We start from the raw sequence: 17,685 nt of genomic DNA on the forward strand, positions 1-17,685 counted from the left end.
ACTTTTCGGCTCCGCCCCGCGGTGGGGCGCTGCGCCGCGGAGGCCCCTCGGCCCCCGGCGCGCCCCATTCAGGCGCTCAGGAACCGGTAAAGGTTGCGCAGCATCGCCGCGGTCGCGCCCCAGATGAAGTAGCGGCGCGGCGCTTCGGCGTGCGTCGCGTCCTCCCACGGCATCGACAGGAACTCGCGGCGCACGGCGGCGACCTCGACCGCGTGGCGGCGGTGGTGGCGCGGGTCCATCAGGAAGGCGAGCGGCACCTCGAACACCTCGGCGACCTCGAACGGGTCGATCGAGAGCGTGATCGACGGATCGACCAGCGCAACCACCGGCGTCACGACGAAGCCGGTGCCGGTGGTGTAGGCCGGGAGGCACCCCAGCACCTCGACCAGACCGGCGTCGAGGCCGATCTCCTCGGCCGCCTCGCGCAGCGCGGTCGCCACCGCGTCGGCGTCCTCGGGCTCCGCGCGGCCGCCCGGGAAGCTGATCTGGCCCGGGTGGTCGGTGAGATGCTCGGTGCGCTGCGTCAGCAGCACGCGCAGGCCATCGGCACGCGGCACGAGGCCGATCAGCACCGAGGCGTCGGCGGGCGGACGGGCGTCGAAGCGGCGCTCGCCCTGGATCTCGGGAACCCATGCCGGCGGCGCGGCGAAGCGCGCGCGCAGCGCCGCGGCGTCGAGTCGCGTCGGGCCGACCGCCGGCAGGTGCTCGTCGGTGCCGAGCACGTCGAGGCGCTCGGGATCGAAGCTCAGCGCCACGATGTCAGCTCGACCCGCGGGCGGCACAACGCCGCGACGCCGCCGGACCCGAAGGCCACGGCGGCGCCGCGAACGAACCAGGGCGGGCGGCTGCCGGCGGCAGCCGCAGCGCGATCAAGCCAGCTTTTCCTTGATGCGCGCCGACTTGCCCGAGCGGCTGCGCAGGTAGTAGAGCTTGGCGCGGCGGACGTCGCCGCGGCGCTTGACCTCGACCGACGCGATCAGCGGGCTGTAGGTCTGGAAGGTGCGCTCGACGCCCTCGCCGCTCGAGATCTTGCGGACGATGAAGCTGGAGTTGAGGCCGCGGTTGCGCTTGGCGATCACGACGCCCTCGAACGCCTGGACGCGCTTGCGCGTGCCTTCGACGACGTTGACGCTCACGATGACCGTGTCGCCGGGCGCGAACGCCGGAACCGTCTTGTTCAGACGGGCCATTTCCTCTTGTTCGAGGGTTTGGATCAGATCCATCAGGGGCTCCAAGTGATCGTGCGCGCGCGTCTGTTGGCGGCCTGGCTCGTGTCGATGAGGAACGACGAACCGGGCCTCTTTGGCGCGGGGCTGCAGGGCCCCGCATCGGTCTGGCACGCAGCGCGAATCGCTGCGCATCCGGCGCGGCAGAGGATCGAAAAACCCAGCATTATAGCTGGAGCGAGGCAAGGAATCGCAGATCCGCCTTGCTGAGGGCACCCGACGCTTCGGCTGCCGCGATCAGGTCGGGCCGGCGGCGCCAGGTGAGCTCGAGCGAACGCTCGCGACGCCAGCGGGCGATGCGCGCGTGGTCGCCCGACAGCAGCACCGCGGGAACGCGTGCGAGTCCGGCTTCGGCGCCCGCGTCTTCTCCCTCGCGCGGCGAAAGCGCGAGCGTCTCGGGCCGGCTGTAGTGCGGGCAGTCGAGCAGCCCGTCCGAAAAGCTGTCCTGCTCGTGCGAGGCCTGATCGCCCAGGACCCCCGGCTGCAGGCGTGCCACGGCGTCGAGCAGCGCGAGCGCCGGGAGCTCGCCGCCCGACAGCACGAAGTCGCCGAGGCTCAGTTCGACGTCGACGTGGCGGTCGACGAAGCGCTGGTCGATTCCCTCGTAACGCCCGCAGAGCAGGATCGCGCCCGGACCGTCGGCGAACGCCTGCACGACGGCCTGGTCGATGCGTCGGCCGGTCGGCGTGAAGTGGACGAGCGGGGCCGCGGCGCCGCGGTCGCTCCGGATCGCCTCGAGCGCGCGCAGCAGCGGCTCGGCGAGCAGCACCATGCCGGGCCCGCCGCCGTAGGGGCGGTCGTCGACACGGCGATGCGGCTCGTCGCCGAAGTCGCGCAACTGCCAGAGCCTCACGTCGACCGCGCGCTCGAACGCGCGCCGCGTCACCCCGTGCGCGAGGTGCGGTCCGAACAGCTCCGGGAACAGCGTGACGACGTCGAACCGCATGCCACGGATCAGAAGTCGAGGCCCCAGTCGACGGTGATGCGGCGCGCCTCGACGTCGACGTCGTCGACATAGGCGGCGACGAACGGGATCAGGCGCTCGTCGGAGCTCGGCTCGGCAGGCGGGTCGGCCGCGGCGGGTGTCACGGCGGCATCGGGCGGCGCGACCCGCAGCACGCTCTGCGGCCCGGTCTCGAGCAGGCCGACGACCCGCCCGATCGCCTCGCCCTGCCGGTTGACGACGTCGAGGCCGATCAGGTCGACCCAGTAGAACTCGTCGGGGTCCTGGGGTGCCGGGAAGTCGGCACGCGGCACGAACACCCGCGCACCGCGCAGCGACTCGGCACCGTTGCGGTCGTCGATGCCGTCGATGCGCGCGACCAGCCACTCGCCGTGCCAACGCGTCTGCGCCACGTCGAGTGCAGGCGGCAACGGCGGCGCGCCGGGGCGCCTGCGCGCCACGGCGAGATCGTCGGAAGGCTTGAGATGCCAGCGTCGCGACTTGCGCAGCGCGTCGGGCTCGGACGAGAAGGGCTGCACCTTGATCCAGCCCTTGATGCCCCAGGCATCGATGATGCGGCCGACCTCGAGCGCGTCGCTCGGCCAGCCGGAGTCGGAATTCGGCGCGGGCGCCCTGGCGCTCACGACGTTCCGGAACGGCCCGTCAGGCAGCGGCCTTGGCTTGCTGGACCAGACGCTGCACGGTCGGCGAGAGCTGGGCGCCGTTCGCGGTCCAGTGCTCGACGCGGTCGAACGCGAGGCGAAGCGGCTGCTCGGCGCCCGACGCCACCGGGTTGTAAAAGCCCACGCGCTCGATGAAGCGGCCGTCGCGGCGGAGCTTCGAGTCGGCAACGACGATGTTGTAGAACGGACGCTTCTTGGCGCCACCGCGGGCAAGTCGAATGACGACCATGACTCTGTTTCCTTCTGGTACCTGACCGGTCCGGCTCGGATCGGTGAACCGCGCATTATATAAACTTCGCGGCTCCATGACCCACCCGACCGCTCCGTCGCGCGCACTCGTCCGCCCGAGCAGCCCCGACGACCTGCCCGCGATCGCGTCGATCTACGCCTGGCACGTCGAGAACGGCACCGGCACCTTCGAGCTCGCGGCGCCCTCGGTCGACGAGATGGCGCGCCGCCGCGACGACGTGCTCGCCAAGGGCCTGCCGTGGCTCGTCGTCGAGATAGGTGGCGCGGTGCTCGGCTACGCCTACGCCAACCAGTTCCGGCCGCGTCCCGCATACCGCTACTGCCTCGAGGACTCGATCTACCTCGCGCCCGAAGCGTGCGGACGCGGCGTCGGGCGACTGCTGCTCGCCGAGCTGCTCGCGCGCTGCGAGGCCGCCGGCGCGCGCCAGATGCTCGCGGTGATCGGCGATTCGGCCAATGCGGCGTCGATCGGCGTGCACCGCGCGCTCGGCTTCGAGCGCAGCGGCGTCATCGATGCCGCGGGCTGGAAGTTCGGCCGCTGGCTCGACGTCGTCTTCATGCAGAAGAGCCTCGGCCTCGGCGCGAGCGCAGCGGCGGCCGCGGGATGACGGCGCGCCGGCACCGTTCCAAGCTCGTCGCGACCTGGCTCGCGTTTCTCTTCGGCAGCCTCGGCGTGCACCGCTTCTACCTGCACGGCCTCAGGGACGTCTGGGGCTGGCTGTTCCCGCTGCCGACGCTGGTGGGAATCTACGGCGTGCTGCGCATGCGCGCGCTCGGCGGCGACGACTTGCTGCCGTGGTTCCTGATCCCGTGGCTCGGTCTGACGCTGAGCGCGGCGATGCTGACTGCCGTGATCTACGGCCTCACGCCCGACGACAAGTGGACCGCGCGCCACAACCCCGACGGTGCGCCGACTCACACCGGCTGGGCGACGATCATCGGCGTCATCCTCGCGCTCAGCGTGGGCGCCGCAGTCGCCGTCGCGACAATCGCGTTCACCTCGCAACGCGTCTTCGAATACCAGCAGCTCCGAAGCAGCACCGCGAACTGAGCCGCGACGCCGCCCGCGTCACTTGAAGAGGACGAGGCTCACCCAGTAGAAGAGGGCCGCGACGAGGGCGGCGGCAGGGATCGTGAAGATCCACGCCCAGACGATGTTGCCGGCGACGCCCCAGCGCACCGCCGAGGCGCGCCGGACCCAGCCGACGCCGACGATGGCGCCGGTGATCGTGTGCGTCGTCGACACCGGGATGCCGAGCAGCGTGGCGAGGAACAGCGTGATCGCGCCGCCGGTCTCGGCGCAGAAGCCCCCCACGGGCTTGAGCTTGGTGATCTTCTGGCCCATCGTCTTCACGATGCGCCAGCCGCCGAACATGGTGCCGACGCCGATCGCGATGTAGCAGGCCCAGATCACCCACGCCGGCGGCAGCTCCGCGCCGGCCGACGAATAGCCGGTCGCGATCAGCAGCATCCAGATGAGGCCGATCGTCTTCTGCGCGTCGTTGCCGCCGTGGCCGAGGCTGTAGAGCCCCGCCGAGACGAGCTGCAGGCGGCGGAACAGGTTGTCGACGCGCAGCGGCGACGCGCGCCGAAAGATGTTGGCCACCGCCACCATCAGGAGCGCGCCGAGCAGGCACCCGAGCAGCGGCGACACGAAGATGAAGAGCACCGTCTTGGCGATCCCGCCGAACACCAGCGGGTCGGCGCCGCTCTTGGCGAGCACAGCGCCCACGATGCCGCCGATCAGCGCGTGCGAGGAGCTCGACGGGATGCCGTACCACCACGTGACGACGTTCCAGAAGATCGCGCCGATGAGGGCACCGAACACGACGTGGTGATCGACCGTGCCCGGCTCGACGATGCCCTTGCCCACCGTCGCCGCCACGTTGAGGTGGAACACGAAGATCGCGACCACGTTGCAGACCGCGGCGAACACGATCGCCGTCTGCGGGCGCAGCACGCCGGTCGAGACGACGGTCGCGATCGCATTGGCGGCGTCGTGGAAGCCGTTCATGAAGTCGAACGCGATCGCCAGCACGACCAGCATCGCGACGACCCAGAAGGCCGTTTGCAGCGAACCCATCAGGCCGCGGCCGGTTCAGGAGGCCTCGAGGACGACGCCCTCGATCAGGTTGGCGACGTCCTCGCAGCGATCCGAGATCGATTCGAGCAGTTCGTAGATCGCACGCAGCTTGATCAGCTCGCGCACGTCCTTCTCCTCGCGGAACAGCTTCGACATCGCCGATCGCATCACCCGGTCGGCGTCGGATTCGAGGCGATCGATTTCCTCGCAGGTCTTGATCGCCGCTTCGGCGTTGGCCGGCACGTTGATCTTCGGCAGCAGCGACACCGCGTGCTGCACGCGCTCGCAGCACTTCGCACTGAGGTCGCCGAGCCGCAGGATGTCGTCGTTCATCGCCTGCACGTCGTAGAGCGACATCGTCTCGCTCGCGTCCTGCAGCAGGTCGAGGATGTCGTCCATGCCGTTGATGAGGCCGTGGATCTGCTCGCGGTCGATCGGCGTGATGAAGGTCTTGTGGAGCAGCCGGTTCACCTCGGCGGTGACGCGGTCGGCCTGGCGCTCGGCGGCGCCCACCTCGCCGGTGTAGCGCTCGCGCAGCACCGGGTCGGCATAGTTCTGGATGAGCAGGATGAACGAGCGCGCGCCGGCGACGATGAAGTCGCCGTGCTGGTTGAACAGCTCGAAGAAGTTGCCCTCGCGCGGCATCAGCTTGCCGAACAGCATTCGATGTTTCCTCTGGGTGACGGGCAGGCGCGCGAGCACGGCCCGGGCGGCGGCTGAACGGGTCGCAGTGTACTTGCGACGACAATCGCGGGCTGCCGGCGGCGCCCCACTCCGCCGCTGCCCCCGACCATGGCCTCCGTCGTCCCGTACCCCGCTCCCGCTTCCGCTGCGCCGCTGCTGCAGGTGCGCGGACTCGCGTGCCGGCGCGGCGAGCGCCTGCTCTTCGCAGGGCTCGACCTCGACCTCGGCGCCGGCGAGATCGTCTGGCTGCGCGGCCCGAACGGCTCCGGCAAGACGAGCCTGCTGCGCATCCTGGCCGGGCTCGCGACGGCCGCCGAGGGCAGCCGGCGCTGGGCCGGCGACGCGCTGCAGCGCCCGCTCTACCTCGCGCACGCCAACGCCCTGAAGGACGACCTCGGCGCGGCCGAGTCGCTGGCGTTCCTGCTGCGCCTGGCGGGCCAGCCCGCCGACGCCGCCACCTGCGCGACGGCGCTCGGCCGCGTCGGTCTCGCGCGCCAGCGCGACGCCGCCGTGCGCACCCTCTCGCAGGGCCAGCGGCGCCGGGTCGCCCTCGCCCGCCTCGCGGTCGAACCGAGCGCGCCGGTCTGGCTGCTCGACGAGCCGTTCGACGCGCTCGACGCCGCCGGCATCGGAACGCTCGACGAGCTGCTCGCCGGCCACGCGGCGCGCGGCGGCGCCGCCATCGTGACCAGCCACGTGCCGCTCACGCTCGCGGCGCCGGAGCCGATCACGCTCGACCTCGCGAGCGTCGCGCCGCGCGGCCGGCCCGCGCCGGCGGCCGCGGCCGCTGCCGTCGCGTGCGAGGCGTGACGCCGTGAGCGCCTTCCGCGCGATCGTTGCGCGCGACCTTCGCCTTGCCGCACGGCGCCGGGTCGACGTGCTGCTGCCGCTCGCCTTCTTCGGCGTCGCCGCGAGCCTGTTCCCGCTCGGTGTCGGCCCCGAGCCGCAGACGCTGCGCACCATCGCGCCCGGCGTGGTGTGGGTTGCCGCGCTGCTCGCCGCCATGCTGTCGGTGACGCAGCTCTACGCCGGCGACTTCGCCGACGGCTCGCTCGAGCAGATGCTGCTGGGCGGCGGCGCGCTCGCCATCGTCGCGGCCAAGGCGCTCTCGCACTGGGCGCTCAGCGGCCTGCCGCTGGTGATCGTCGCGCCGCTGCTCGGCGTCGCCTTCGACATGTCGGCGAGCGGCATCGGCGCGCTCACGGCCTCGCTGCTGCTCGGCACGCCCATCCTCAGCCTGCTGGGCGGTCTCGGCAGTGCGCTCACGCTCGGCGTGCGCAGCGGCGCGGTGCTGCTGATCGTGCTGATCGTCCCGTTGTGCGTGCCGGCGCTCATCTTCGGCGCCGGCGCGGTCGGCGCCGTCGAGTCGGGCATCTCGGCACGCGGTCACTACTCGCTGCTCGGCGCCCTGCTGATTTTCAGCGTGCTGCTCGCGCTGCCGGCGACCGCGGCAGCGCTTCGCATCGCGATCGAATGAGCCTTCGTTTCTTCACCTTCGCTGCGCCCTCGCGCTTCTTCGGCCTTGCCGGCGCGCTGGTGCCCTGGTTCTGGGCCGCCTTCGCGATGCTCGCTGCGGCGGGCCTCTACATCGGCTTCTTCGAGGCGCCGAGCGACGCGACCCAGGGCGACTCGTACCGAATCATCTTCATCCACGTGCCGGCGGCCTGGATGTCGATGCTGCTCTACCTGGCACTCGCGTTCTGGGCCGCGATCGGCTGGGCTTTCAACGCGCGCCTCGCGTCGATGCTGGCGCGCGCGATCGCGCCGACCGGCGCCATGTTCACCTTCCTCGCGCTCTGGAGCGGCGCGCTCTGGGGCAAGCCGACCTGGGGCGCCTGGTGGGTGTGGGACGCCCGGCTCACCTCCGAGCTGATCCTGCTGTTTCTCTACCTCGGCTACCTGGCGATCGTCGCGGCGATCGACGAGCCGCGGCGCGCCGACCGCGCCGGCGCGCTGGTCGCGATCGTCGGCAGCATCAACGTGCCGATCATCTATTTCTCGGTGCGCTGGTGGAACACGCTTCATCAGGGCGCGAGCGTGGGGATTGGCTCTGCACCGAAAATGGCGAGCGTGATGCTCACCGCGATGCTGCTGATGACGCTCGCGTTCTGGGCCTACGCGTTCGCGGTGGTGTTCACGCGAACCCGCGCCGTCATCCTCGAACGCGAGCGCGATGCCCAATGGGTGGGCGAGCGCCTCGGCGCAGCAACTTCCGACCACAGGACCCCGGCGTGAACTGGAACAGCGCGGCAGACTTCTTCGCGATGGGCGGCTACGGCCTCTACGTATGGGGCGCGTACGCCGTGACCGGGCTGTGCATGCTGGTCGAGCCGGTGCTGGTGGCGCGGCGCAGCGCGGCGGCGCGTCGCACGGTCCGCGCGGCGCACCTCGAGGCCGCCGGGCCGGGCGCCGCCTCATGAAGCCGCGTCACCGGCGCCTTGCCATCGCGGGTGGCGTGCTCGCCGCGGTCGGCGTCGCCGCCGCGCTCGTGCTCAACGCGTTCCAGAGCAACCTCGTGTTCTTCTACTCGCCGTCGCAGGTGGCGGCCCACGAGGCGCCGCTCGAGCGGACCTTCCGCATCGGCGGCATGGTCCAGGCAGGCACCGTGCAGCGCGACGGCACCCAGGTGAGCTTCGTCGTCACCGACACCGCCAAGGCGATCCCGGTGCGCTACGAAGGCATCCTTCCCGACCTCTTCAAGGAGGGCAAGGGCGTCGTCGCGCAGGGTCAGCTCAGGAACGGCGTGTTCGTCGCCCGCGAGGTGCTCGCCAAGCACGACGAGAACTACATGCCGCCCGAGGCCGCCGAGGCGGTCAGGCGCGCCCAGCAGGGCAAGCTCGCCAACACGCTCGAGGCGGCCAAGTGATTCCCGAACTCGGCCACTTCGCGCTCTGGCTCGCACTCGGCGTGGCGCTCGCCCTCGGCACCTTGCCGATGGTCGGCGCGGCGCGCGGGCGCGCCGACTGGATGGCGCTCGCGCGGCCCGGCGCGGCCACGCTGTTCGCGCTGGTGCTGTTCGCGTTCGCGAGCCTCACGCTGGCGTTCGTCGCCGACGACTTCTCGGTCTACTACGTCGCGGCGAACTCGAACCGCTCGCTGCCGCTGGCCTATCGCATCGCCGCGGTCTGGGGCGGCCACGAGGGCTCGCTCCTGCTCTGGCTGCTGATGCTGACGCTCTGGACCCTCGCGGTGGCGATCTTCAGCGCGCACCTGCCGCTCAAGGTGCTGGCGCGCATCCTCGCCGTCATGGGTCTGCTCAGCGTCGGTTTCCTGCTCTTCATGCTGCTGACGTCGAACCCGTTCGAGCGCCTGATCCCTGCCGCCTCTGACGGCCGCGACCTCAACCCGCTGCTGCAGGACCCGGGCATGGTGATCCACCCCCCGATGCTCTACATGGGCTACGTGGGCCTCTCGGTCGCGTTCTCGTTCGCCGTCGCCGCGCTGATCGGCGGCAACCTCGATCAGGCGTGGGCGCGCTGGACCCGCCCGTGGACCACCGTCGCGTGGATCTTCCTCACGATCGGCATCGCGCTCGGCAGCGGCTGGGCGTACTACGAGCTCGGGTGGGGCGGCTGGTGGTTCTGGGACCCGGTCGAGAACGCATCGTTCATGCCGTGGCTGGTCGCGACCGCGCTGATCCACTCGCTCGCCGTCACCGAAAAGCGTGGCGCGTTCAAGTCGTGGACCGTGCTGCTCGCCATCCTCGCGTTCTCGCTGTCGCTGCTCGGCACCTTCCTCGTCCGCTCGGGCGTGCTGTCGTCGGTGCACGCGTTCGCCACCGACCCGACGCGGGGCCTCTTCATCCTCGCCTTTCTCGGCATCGCGATCGGCGCTTCGCTCGGCCTCTACGCGTGGCGGGCGCCGTCGATCGGCCTCGGCGCGCGCTTTGCGCTGATCTCGCGCGAGACCTTCCTGCTCGCCAACAACGTGCTGCTGGTCGTCGCCTGCGCCGCGGTCCTGCTCGGCACGCTCTACCCGCTGGTGCTCGACGCGCTCGGCGTGGCCAAGATCTCGGTCGGGCCGCCCTACTTCGAGTCGGTGTTCGTGCCGCTGATCGCGCCACTCGTCTTCCTGCTCGGCGTCGGGCCGCTCGCGCGCTGGAAGGAGGCCGAGCTGCCGTCGCTGGCGCGTCGGCTGCGCTGGGCCGCGGGCGTCTCGGTGGTCGCCGCGCTCGCCAGCGCCTGGGTCGCCGGCGGGCTCGGCGTCACCGCGGTGCTGGGCCTGCTGATGGCGTTCTGGATCGTGACGACCGTCGTCACCGACGTCGTCGAGCGGGTGCGGCCGCCGCACGGCATGCGCGGCAGTGCCGTGCGGCGCGCCGGCCAGCTGCCGCGCGCGACGCTCGGCATGCTGCTCGCGCACCTGGGCGTGGCCATCTTCATCATCGGCGTCACGCTCGTGAAGGCGCGCGAGGTCGAGCGCGACGTGCGCATGGACGTCGGTGACGAGACCACGGTCGCCGGCTACACCTTCCGGTTCCGCGGCGTGCAGGACGTCGAGGGTCCGAACTTCCGCGCCGCGCAGGGGCTGATCGAGGTCACCGAGGGCGGCAGGCCGGTCGCCACGCTGCACCCCGAAAAGCGGCGCTACCCGGTCGCACAGACCACGCTCACCGAGGCCGCCATCGACGTCGGCTTCACGCGCGACCTCTACGTCTCGCTCGGCGAGCCGGTCGGCAAGGGGGCGTGGATCGTGCGCGTCTACGTCAAGCCGTTCGTCGACTGGATCTGGGGCGGCTGCCTCGTGATGGCGCTCGGCGGGCTGCTCGCCGCGACCGACCGGCGCTACCGCGTGCAGGCGCGCCGCGCCGGCGAGCGGCTCGGCGCGTCGGCCGTCGCCGGCGCATGAACCCGCCGCGCCGCCACTCGCCGGCGGGCGTCGGCGCATCCGGCACGGCCGCGTCGCAGCCCGTCACGGCGCCACACGCCTGCGCGCCGCGCGCCGCCACCCGCCGAGCGGAGAGCCGTCGATGAACAAGCTGCGTTTCCTGATTCCCCTGGCCGCCTTCGTGGTCCTGCTCGGCTTCCTGCTGGTCGGGCTGCGCCTCAACCCGCGCGAGGTGCCGTCGCCGCTGATCGACAAGCCGGCGCCGGCGTTCGCGCTGCCGCGCCTCGACGACACCACGCAGACGATCCGGCCGGCCGACCTGCGCGGCAAGCCGTGGATCCTCAACGTGTGGGCCTCGTGGTGCGTCGCCTGCCGCGAGGAGCACCCGCTGCTCGTCGACTTTGCCAAGCGCAACCTGGTGCCGATCTACGGCCTCAACTACAAGGACCAGCAGGCCGACGCGCTCGGCTGGCTGGCGCGCTTCGGCAACCCGTACACCGCGTCGCTGTTCGATGCCGACGGCCGCGTCGGCATCGACTTCGGCGTCTACGGCGTTCCCGAGACCTTCGTGATCGACGGCGCCGGCGTGATCCGCCTCAAGCACATCGGCCCGCTCACGCCCGACGTGATCGAGACGCGCATCGTTCCGCTGCTGCGCAAGCTGAATGGCTGAAGGCGCAGTTTCGGGAGCGGCGCGGTCGCGCACGCGCGCGCTCGCGAGGCTCGGCTGGCTCGTGCTGCTGGCCGCCGTGCTGCTCGCCTCCTCGCCGGTGCACGCCAAGGAAGCCGCCCCGGCCGTCGAGGACCCGGTGCTCGAGGCGCGCGTGATGAAGATCGCGGCCGAGCTGCGCTGCCTGGTCTGCCAGAACCAGACCATCGCCGACTCGCACGCCGACCTGGCCGTCGACCTGCGCCGGCAGGTACGCGAGGCGCTGCGGCGCGGCGACAGCGAGCGCCAGATCATCGACTACATGACCGCTCGCTACGGCGACTTCGTGCTGTACCGTCCGCCGCTGCGCGCGGACACGGCGCTGCTCTGGTTCGGGCCGACCGTGCTGCTGGTCGCTGGTCTGGCGACGCTGTTCCTCATCCTGCGGCGGCGCAGCCGGCTTGCCGCCGACCGCTTCGAGCCCGACGACGACCTCGACGCCGACGACGAGCACGTCCGCATCCGCCCATGACCTCGACCGATCTTTCCCGCGCCGGCGTTCCGGCGGACCTCGAACGAGGCGCTGCGCCGAGCGACGCCGTCACCTCGACGGCCGCAGCGCCGAGCGCGGGGCCGGCCGCCAGCGCCCCGGGCTCGCCCGCGCTTGTCACGCCGGGCGGCGGCACGCCCGAGGCGGCTCGCGCGCGGCCGTCGGGTCGCCTGCTCGGCAGCGTCGGCTCGGCGGTGGTCGTGTTCGCCGTGCTCGGCTATCTCTGGACCGGCAGCCCGGCGCTCACCGGGCTCGGCGGATCGAGCGTCGCGACGGCGACGGCGGGTGTCGCTCCGCAGGGTGCCGCCAGCGACCCCGCCGCCCAGGTGACCGTCGAACAGATCGCCGGGATGGTCGAGAACCTCGCGGCGCGCATGAAGGAGCGCCCGGACGACGCCGAAGGCTGGACCATGCTGGCGCGCTCGTACATGGTGCTCGGCCGGCCCGCCGACGCGATTCCGGCGTACCAGCGCGCCGCGGCGCTGCGCGAGCGCGACGGCGCGGTGCTCGCCGAATGGGCCAACGCAGTCGCGGCGGCGAACGGCGGCCGCGCGACCGACGAAGCGACTGCGCTGGCCCGACGCGCCCTCGCGATCGACACGCAGAACCTGAAGGCGCTCGCCCTCGTCGGCGCCGCCGCCTACGAGCGCGGCGACTTCGCCGCCGCCGCGGTCGAGTGGCAGAAGATCGCCGCGCTGGTTCCGCCCGACAGCGAGGTCGGCCGCCAGGTGCAGGTCAGCATCGCGAACGCACGCGAGCTCGCCGCGGCACCGCGCGGTGGCACGGCTTCCCCCGCCACGGCCGCATCGGCCACTTCGGGCGACTCGGCCCGCGCGAGCGCGTCCGCCGGATCGCCCGCCGGGGCGCCCGAGGCGATCACCGGCACCGTCAGCCTCGCGCCCGAGCTCGCCGGGCAGGTCTCGCCCGCCGACACGCTGTTCGTGTTCGCACGTCCCGCTGACGGAGGCCGCATGCCGCTGGCGGTGCTGCGCGCCAAGGTCTCGGAGTTGCCGCTGCAGTTCCGTCTCGACGACAGCCTGGCGATGGGCCCGATGGGCAAGCTCTCGGGCGCCAGCCAGGTCGTGGTCGGCGCGCGCGTCAGCCGGAGCGGCGATCCGATCGCACGGCCCGGCGACCTCAGCGGCGAAGTGACGCCGGTCACGCCGGGCAGCAGCGGGGTCGCGGTGCGGATCGACCGGGTGGTCCGCTAGACCCAGTCGATCCGGCGCCTGAGCGGGGTCCCTCGCCTGCGTTCAGACCAGCGGTGCGGCGCCGGGTGCGTCGAACGACTCGCGCGGCCCGCCGAAGCGCTCGAGCCGCTCGACCAGCGCGTGGAAGTCGGCGTCACGATCGACCGGATTGAAGCGCTCGGTGCCGAGCACGAACAGCGGCCCGTCGTAGCGCTCGAAGTACTCGGCGTAGGCATCGCAGATGCGCTGCAGGTACGCCGGCTCGATCGCCCGCTCCATCGGCAGGCCGCGCCGCGCGATGCGCTGCATCAGCGTGTCGGGCGAGGCCTGCAACCAGATCACCAGGTCGGGGTCGCCGACCTGCGGCGCGACCTGCGCGTACATCTGCGTGTAGAGCCGGTGTTCGTCGTCGCTCAGCGTCAGCTTGGCGAACAGGGCGTCCTTGGCGAACACGAAGTCGGCCACCACCGCGTGCGAGAACATGCCGGGCTGCGCCAGTGCCTGCACCTGCTTGACGCGCTGAAACAGGAAGAAGAGCTGCGTCTGGAACGCGTAGCCCGGCATGTCCTCGTAGAAGCGGTCGAGGAAGGGGTTCTCCGCCGGCTGCTCGAGCATCAGGTCGGCGCCCAGGTGCGCGGCGAGGCGGCGCGCCAGCGAGCTCTTGCCGACGCCGATTGGCCCCTCGATCGCGATGTGGCGGAAGCGCTGCAGGCCGCCGGCGTGCAGGTCGGTCGAGGTCGACGTCATGCGAGGCGCTCCACGCGCTGACCGGCGACCTGCTCGAGGAGCTCGGTGACGGCGCCGTGGCCCTCGACCTCGAGCGCCGGCGCGAGCTCGGCAAGCGGACGCAGCACGAAGGCGCGCTCGTGCAGGCGCGGGTGCGGCAGCGTGAGGACGGGGCTCGACAGCACGGTCGCACCGTACAGCAGCAGGTCGAGATCGAGGGTGCGCGGCGCGTGCCGGTACGGGCGCTCGCGGCCGTGCCGCGCCTCGATGTCCTGCAACGCGCCGAGCAGGTCGAGCGGCGCGAGGCGCGTGCGGATGGCGACGACCGCGTTCAGGTAGTCGGGCCCGCTCGCGTCGAGCGGCGCGCTGCGGTAGCTCGACGAGGCGGCGACGAGCTCGGTGCCGGCAAGGGCGGCGATCGCCTGCCGCGCCGCGTTCAGCGTCGCCGCGGCGTCGCCGAGGTTGGCGCCGAGGCCGACGTAGGCGAGCGCGCCGGCAGCGGCTCGATCGTTCAAGGCGGGCATCGGCTCAGGCCCGCGGGTGCGCCGATGCACCGCCTCCCGTCGCGCGACACGCCACGCTGCTGGCGTTGCCGACGAAAGGCGCGACGCCGCGGCCATCGCCGCAGGAAGCAGCGGCCCCGGCAGCGCACCGGGGCTCGACCAGCCGCCGGCCGCGCATCACGGGGCGGGTGCGTCGCTCGCCGCGACCCCCGGCTCGGCACTCTCGCCCGCCGGCTTGCGGCGACGGCGCCGGCGCTTGCGCGCCGGAGCACCTTCGGCTGCCGGTTCGCCGTCGGCGCCGGGCTCCTCCGTGGCACCGACGTCGCCGGCGGGCTCGGCAGCGGCCGAGTCGCTGCTCTCGGCCCTCGGCGCGGCAGCAGCGGCTGTGCGACGCGCCGACTTGACGCGCGTCGGCCCGCGCCGATCGCGCACCGCGTCGACCATGCGCTCGCGCTCGTCGCTGTCGGCGAGCGAGAAGGTCTCCCACCAGGCGGCGAGATCGGGGTCGGCCTCGCCGCAGCGGCTGCGCAGGCGCAGGAAGTCGAGGCCGGCGCGAAAGCGCGGCTGCTCGACCAGCGAGTGCGTCGACGCCGGGGTGCGGCGCTCGAAGCGCGGCTGCATCATCCAGACCTCGCGCATGTCGACCGCGAGCTTGCCGCGTCCGGAGATGTCGCCGATGCGCGCTTCGAACACCGAGTCGATCGCCTGCTGCAGTGCCGGGAACGTCGGCTCGCCCTTGGCCTGCAGCGCGACCCACGCCGCCTGCACGTCGTGCCACAGCATGCAGGCCAGCATGAAGCTCGGCGCCACCGGCTTGCCTTCGGCGATGCGGCGGTCGGTGTCGGCGAGCGCGAGCTGCACGAACTGCTCGCGCCCGTCGTGGCGCTGGCTCTCGTCGAAGGCGACATCGAGCACCGGGAACACGCCGCGGTGCAGGCCGAGCTTCTTCAGCTCGACGATCGAGGCGAGCGCGTGCCCGGTCTGCAGCAGCTTGATCATCTCGTCGAACGTGCGCGACGGCGGCACGTTGTCGAGCAGCGCGGCCAACTCGGCGATCGGCGCGCGCGTCTTCTCCTCGATCTCGAAGCCGAGCTTGGCCGCGAAGCGCACCGCACGGATGATGCGCACCGGGTCCTCGCGATAGCGCGTGGCGGGGTCGCCAATCATGCGCAGCAGCTTCTTCTTCACGTCGTCCATGCCGCCGTGGTAGTCGACGACGACCTCGCGCACCGGGTCGTAGTACATGGCGTTGACGGTGAAGTCGCGCCGCGCGGCGTCCTCGACCTGGGTGCCCCAGACGTTGTCGCGCAGCACGCGGCCGCTCGCGTCGACCACGTGCGAGGCGGCGGCGAGCTTGCCGCCCGCCTCGCTCTTGAGGCTCTTCTCGTCGCCTGCCGCCTGCTCGGACGCCGCGGGGTCGACCGCGGCACGGAAGGTGGTGACCTCGATCACCTCGCTCAGGCCCCGGTCCTGGCGGCCGCGTCCGAACACCACGTGCACGATGCGGAAGCGCCGGCCGATGATGAAGGCGCGCCGGAACAGCCCCTTGACCTGCTCGGGCGTCGCGTTGGTGGCGATGTCGAAGTCCTTCGGCCGCAGGCCCAGCAGCAGGTCGCGCACCGCGCCGCCGACGATGTAGGCCTCGTAGCCGCCCTCGACCAGCGTGCTCACGACCTTGACCGCGCGCTCGTCGACGAGCTTGGGGTCGATGCCGTGTTCGGCCTTGGGAACCTCGACGCGCACGCCGGCCTTGGTCGCGGCCGCGCCGGGCGAGCCCGACTTGCCGAGCAGCTTCTCGATGAATTTCTTGATCATTCGAATAGGTTCAGGACGCGCCAGCCGCGTTCGCTGGCGATCGCGGCGAGCTCGGCCGAAGGGCTCACCGCCACCGGCTCGGTCGCGCGCTCGAGCAGCGGCAGGTCGTTCCAGGAATCGCTGTAGACGCTGATGCGGCCGAAGTCGCTCCAGCCGAGGCCTTGGTCGGCGAGCCAGGCCTCGACCCGAGTGACCTTGCCCTCGCGAAAGCTCGCGACGCCGGCGATGCGGCCGGTGATGGTACCCGTGGCATCGCGCTCGAGCGTCGTCGCGATCAGCTCGGCGACGCCGAAGGCGCGCGCGATCGGCGCGGTCACGAAGTCGTTGGTCGAGGTGACGATCGCCACCCGGTCGCCGCGCTGCTGGTGCGCGCGCACCAGCTCGCGCGCCGCCGTCGGGATCGCCGGCTCGACCACCTCGCGCATGAAGCGCGCGTGTGCTTCGGCGAGCTCGTGCGCCGAGCGCGTACGCAGCGCCGCCGTCGCGAACGCGATGTAGGCGTGGATGTCGAGGCGGCCGGCGGTGTAGTCGGCATAGAAGCCGTTGTTGATGCGGCGGAACTCGCCTTCGTCGACCCAGCCGAGGCGGATCTGGAACTCGTTCCAGGCGTGGTCGGAGTCGATCGGGATCAGCGTGTGGTCGAGGTCGAACAGGCAGAGGTTGCGGTGCGCGCGCGCGGCGTCCTCGCGCCCGGCAGGCGCCGCTCCCTGCACGGCGCCGAGCGGCGCGGCGCTCAAGCGCCGCCCTCTTCGGCCAGCATCTGCTTGAGCAGCGGCACCGTGATCGCGCGCTTGGCCGCAAGCGAGAACTCGTCGAGGCGGTCGAGCTGCGCCATGAGGTGCTTGAGGTCGCGCGCGAAGCGGCGCAGCAGGTAGTCCATGACCTCGTCGGAAAGAAAGGTGCCGCGGCGGTCCGCTTCGCGGCGCAACGCAGCGCGGACCTCCGGCTCGGCCAGCGGCGTGAGGCCGAACACGTGGCCCCAGCCGAGCCGGGTGCGCAGGTCCTCGCGCAGGTCGAGGTCGACCGGCGGGACGCTGCCTGCCGCGAGGACCTGGATGCCGAGCCCGGTCGCCTCGACGAAGATCGCGAACGCGGCCTGCTGCTGGTCGGCGTCGAGGGCATCGCAGTCGTCGATGACGACGAGCGCCCAGTCGTCGTCGTGCTCCCACGGCACCGGGTCGGCAGCCGAGAACCAGCCGGCGCGCAGGCCGCGTCGCTGCGCACGGTGCGCGGCCGCCTGCAGAAGGTGCGTCTTGCCGCTGCCGGGCGGGCCCCAGAAGTAGACCGGTGCCGCGTTCGGCCGCAACTCGAGCAGGTGCGCGAGCGCGAGCGCGTTCTCGCCGGGCAGGAAGTTCTCGAACGTGCGCGGCGCCTCGAAGCCGATCGCGAGCGGAATCTGCTTCACGGGCGCGCCCCGTCGCCCGCCGATTCGGCGCGGGCACCCGGCGGCATCGGCGCCGGCTCCCCGGCTTGGCAGGGCGCGCGCCGGGAAGCGGTGTCGCGCGCGAGCAGGCGGCGACGAGCGGCGTGGCACCAGGTGAAGGCAGGCATCGGGAT

23 protein-coding genes are annotated in these 17,685 nt (G+C 72.1%); 11 read left to right on the forward strand and 12 right to left on the reverse strand.

Features of this window, described 5'->3' with window-relative positions; genetic code table 11:
- Nucleotides 1-68: 68 nt before the first annotated feature.
- The 5 genes from HQN59_RS15240 to rpsP all read right to left on the reverse strand — a co-directional run bounded on the left by HQN59_RS15240 (nucleotide 69) and on the right by rpsP (nucleotide 3,081).
- Nucleotides 69-755 (reverse strand): NUDIX domain-containing protein, encoded by a 687-nt coding sequence (locus tag HQN59_RS15240; RefSeq protein WP_176069977.1) that lies wholly within the window; start codon nucleotides 753-755, stop codon nucleotides 69-71.
- Between the two features lie 114 nt (nucleotides 756-869).
- Entirely contained in the window at nucleotides 870-1,223 is a 354-nt protein-coding gene (gene rplS, locus HQN59_RS15245; protein WP_176069978.1) for a 50S ribosomal protein L19, read from the reverse strand.
- A gap of 169 nt (nucleotides 1,224-1,392) precedes the next feature.
- Nucleotides 1,393-2,172, reverse strand: coding sequence for a tRNA (guanosine(37)-N1)-methyltransferase TrmD (gene trmD / locus HQN59_RS15250; RefSeq protein ID WP_176069979.1), 780 nt, complete (start codon nucleotides 2,170-2,172; stop codon nucleotides 1,393-1,395).
- Nucleotides 2,173-2,180: 8 nt separating this feature from the next.
- Nucleotides 2,181-2,813, reverse strand: coding sequence for a ribosome maturation factor RimM (gene rimM, locus HQN59_RS15255; RefSeq protein ID WP_176069980.1), 633 nt, complete (start codon nucleotides 2,811-2,813; stop codon nucleotides 2,181-2,183).
- A gap of 19 nt (nucleotides 2,814-2,832) precedes the next feature.
- Complete coding sequence (gene rpsP, locus HQN59_RS15260; RefSeq protein ID WP_176069981.1) at nucleotides 2,833-3,081, reverse strand: 30S ribosomal protein S16; 249 nt, start codon at nucleotides 3,079-3,081, stop codon at nucleotides 2,833-2,835.
- Nucleotides 3,082-3,157: 76 nt separating this feature from the next.
- On the opposite strand from rpsP, the gene HQN59_RS15265 reads away from it, so the two are divergent.
- Both HQN59_RS15265 and HQN59_RS15270 read left to right on the forward strand, forming a co-directional pair.
- On the forward strand, nucleotides 3,158-3,709 hold the full coding sequence (locus HQN59_RS15265; RefSeq protein WP_176069982.1) for a GNAT family N-acetyltransferase: 552 nt from the start codon (nucleotides 3,158-3,160) through the stop codon (nucleotides 3,707-3,709).
- On the forward strand, nucleotides 3,706-4,152 hold the full coding sequence (locus HQN59_RS15270; protein WP_176069983.1) for an NINE protein: 447 nt from the start codon (nucleotides 3,706-3,708) through the stop codon (nucleotides 4,150-4,152). The genes HQN59_RS15265 and HQN59_RS15270 overlap by 4 nt, the downstream gene beginning before the upstream one ends.
- Before the next feature lie 18 nt (nucleotides 4,153-4,170).
- Here HQN59_RS15270 and HQN59_RS15275 read toward each other — a convergent pair whose 3' ends face one another.
- Both HQN59_RS15275 and HQN59_RS15280 read right to left on the reverse strand, forming a co-directional pair.
- On the reverse strand, nucleotides 4,171-5,184 hold the full coding sequence (locus tag HQN59_RS15275; RefSeq protein WP_176069984.1) for an inorganic phosphate transporter: 1,014 nt from the start codon (nucleotides 5,182-5,184) through the stop codon (nucleotides 4,171-4,173).
- 15 nt (nucleotides 5,185-5,199) lie between these two features.
- The gene (locus HQN59_RS15280) at nucleotides 5,200-5,847 is read right to left on the reverse strand and encodes a DUF47 domain-containing protein (RefSeq protein WP_176069985.1); all 648 of its coding nucleotides are present in this window, start codon (nucleotides 5,845-5,847) and stop codon (nucleotides 5,200-5,202) included.
- Between the two features lie 129 nt (nucleotides 5,848-5,976).
- Here HQN59_RS15280 and ccmA point away from each other — a divergent pair, with 129 nt between their 5' ends.
- The 9 genes from ccmA to HQN59_RS15325 all read left to right on the forward strand — a co-directional run bounded on the left by ccmA (nucleotide 5,977) and on the right by HQN59_RS15325 (nucleotide 13,105).
- Nucleotides 5,977-6,678: a cytochrome c biogenesis heme-transporting ATPase CcmA gene (gene ccmA / locus HQN59_RS15285; RefSeq protein WP_176069986.1), complete on the forward strand. Its 702-nt coding sequence runs from the start codon at nucleotides 5,977-5,979 to the stop codon at nucleotides 6,676-6,678.
- Between the two features lie 4 nt (nucleotides 6,679-6,682).
- Complete coding sequence (gene ccmB / locus HQN59_RS15290) at nucleotides 6,683-7,345, forward strand: heme exporter protein CcmB (RefSeq protein ID WP_176069987.1); 663 nt, start codon at nucleotides 6,683-6,685, stop codon at nucleotides 7,343-7,345.
- Entirely contained in the window at nucleotides 7,342-8,103 is a 762-nt protein-coding gene (gene ccmC / locus HQN59_RS15295) for a heme ABC transporter permease CcmC (protein ID WP_176069988.1), read from the forward strand. The genes ccmB and ccmC overlap by 4 nt, the downstream gene beginning before the upstream one ends.
- Nucleotides 8,100-8,288, forward strand: coding sequence for a heme exporter protein CcmD (gene ccmD / locus HQN59_RS15300; protein WP_176069989.1), 189 nt, complete (start codon nucleotides 8,100-8,102; stop codon nucleotides 8,286-8,288). Before ccmC ends, ccmD begins: the two co-directional genes overlap by 4 nt.
- Nucleotides 8,285-8,734 carry a cytochrome c maturation protein CcmE gene (gene ccmE, locus HQN59_RS15305; RefSeq protein ID WP_176069990.1) on the forward strand — a complete coding sequence of 150 codons (450 nt, stop codon included), beginning with the start codon at nucleotides 8,285-8,287 and terminating at the stop codon, nucleotides 8,732-8,734. The genes ccmD and ccmE overlap by 4 nt, the downstream gene beginning before the upstream one ends.
- Nucleotides 8,731-10,716 (forward strand): heme lyase CcmF/NrfE family subunit, encoded by a 1,986-nt coding sequence (locus HQN59_RS15310; protein WP_176069991.1) that lies wholly within the window; start codon nucleotides 8,731-8,733, stop codon nucleotides 10,714-10,716. Before ccmE ends, HQN59_RS15310 begins: the two co-directional genes overlap by 4 nt.
- Nucleotides 10,717-10,837: 121 nt before the next feature.
- A complete protein-coding gene (locus HQN59_RS15315; RefSeq protein ID WP_176069992.1) occupies nucleotides 10,838-11,368 on the forward strand; it encodes a DsbE family thiol:disulfide interchange protein in 531 nt (176 codons plus the stop codon).
- Nucleotides 11,361-11,876 carry a cytochrome c-type biogenesis protein gene (locus HQN59_RS15320; RefSeq protein ID WP_176069993.1) on the forward strand — a complete coding sequence of 172 codons (516 nt, stop codon included), beginning with the start codon at nucleotides 11,361-11,363 and terminating at the stop codon, nucleotides 11,874-11,876. Before HQN59_RS15315 ends, HQN59_RS15320 begins: the two co-directional genes overlap by 8 nt.
- On the forward strand, nucleotides 11,873-13,105 hold the full coding sequence (locus tag HQN59_RS15325) for a tetratricopeptide repeat protein (RefSeq protein ID WP_176069994.1): 1,233 nt from the start codon (nucleotides 11,873-11,875) through the stop codon (nucleotides 13,103-13,105). Before HQN59_RS15320 ends, HQN59_RS15325 begins: the two co-directional genes overlap by 4 nt.
- 42 nt (nucleotides 13,106-13,147) lie before the next feature.
- Here the strand turns inward: HQN59_RS15325 and HQN59_RS15330 are convergent, their stop codons facing one another.
- The 5 genes from HQN59_RS15330 to hda all read right to left on the reverse strand — a co-directional run bounded on the left by HQN59_RS15330 (nucleotide 13,148) and on the right by hda (nucleotide 17,533).
- On the reverse strand, nucleotides 13,148-13,831 hold the full coding sequence (locus HQN59_RS15330; RefSeq protein WP_176069995.1) for a deoxynucleoside kinase: 684 nt from the start codon (nucleotides 13,829-13,831) through the stop codon (nucleotides 13,148-13,150).
- Nucleotides 13,828-14,325 carry a 2-amino-4-hydroxy-6-hydroxymethyldihydropteridine diphosphokinase gene (gene folK, locus HQN59_RS15335; RefSeq protein WP_246294944.1) on the reverse strand — a complete coding sequence of 166 codons (498 nt, stop codon included), beginning with the start codon at nucleotides 14,323-14,325 and terminating at the stop codon, nucleotides 13,828-13,830. Before folK ends, HQN59_RS15330 begins: the two co-directional genes overlap by 4 nt.
- Nucleotides 14,326-14,490: 165 nt before the next feature.
- Nucleotides 14,491-16,128, reverse strand: coding sequence for a polynucleotide adenylyltransferase PcnB (pcnB, locus tag HQN59_RS15340; RefSeq protein WP_176069997.1), 1,638 nt, complete (start codon nucleotides 16,126-16,128; stop codon nucleotides 14,491-14,493).
- Nucleotides 16,125-16,841: an HAD-IB family hydrolase gene (locus tag HQN59_RS15345; RefSeq protein ID WP_176070214.1), complete on the reverse strand. Its 717-nt coding sequence runs from the start codon at nucleotides 16,839-16,841 to the stop codon at nucleotides 16,125-16,127. The genes pcnB and HQN59_RS15345 overlap by 4 nt, the downstream gene beginning before the upstream one ends.
- Before the next feature lie 20 nt (nucleotides 16,842-16,861).
- Nucleotides 16,862-17,533 carry a DnaA regulatory inactivator Hda gene (gene hda / locus HQN59_RS15350; RefSeq protein ID WP_176069998.1) on the reverse strand — a complete coding sequence of 224 codons (672 nt, stop codon included), beginning with the start codon at nucleotides 17,531-17,533 and terminating at the stop codon, nucleotides 16,862-16,864.
- Nucleotides 17,534-17,685: the final 152 nt, after the last annotated feature.

Source organism: Rhizobacter koreensis, assembly GCF_013366375.1.
Taxonomy (GTDB): domain Bacteria; phylum Pseudomonadota; class Gammaproteobacteria; order Burkholderiales; family Burkholderiaceae_C; genus Schlegelella_A; species Schlegelella_A koreensis.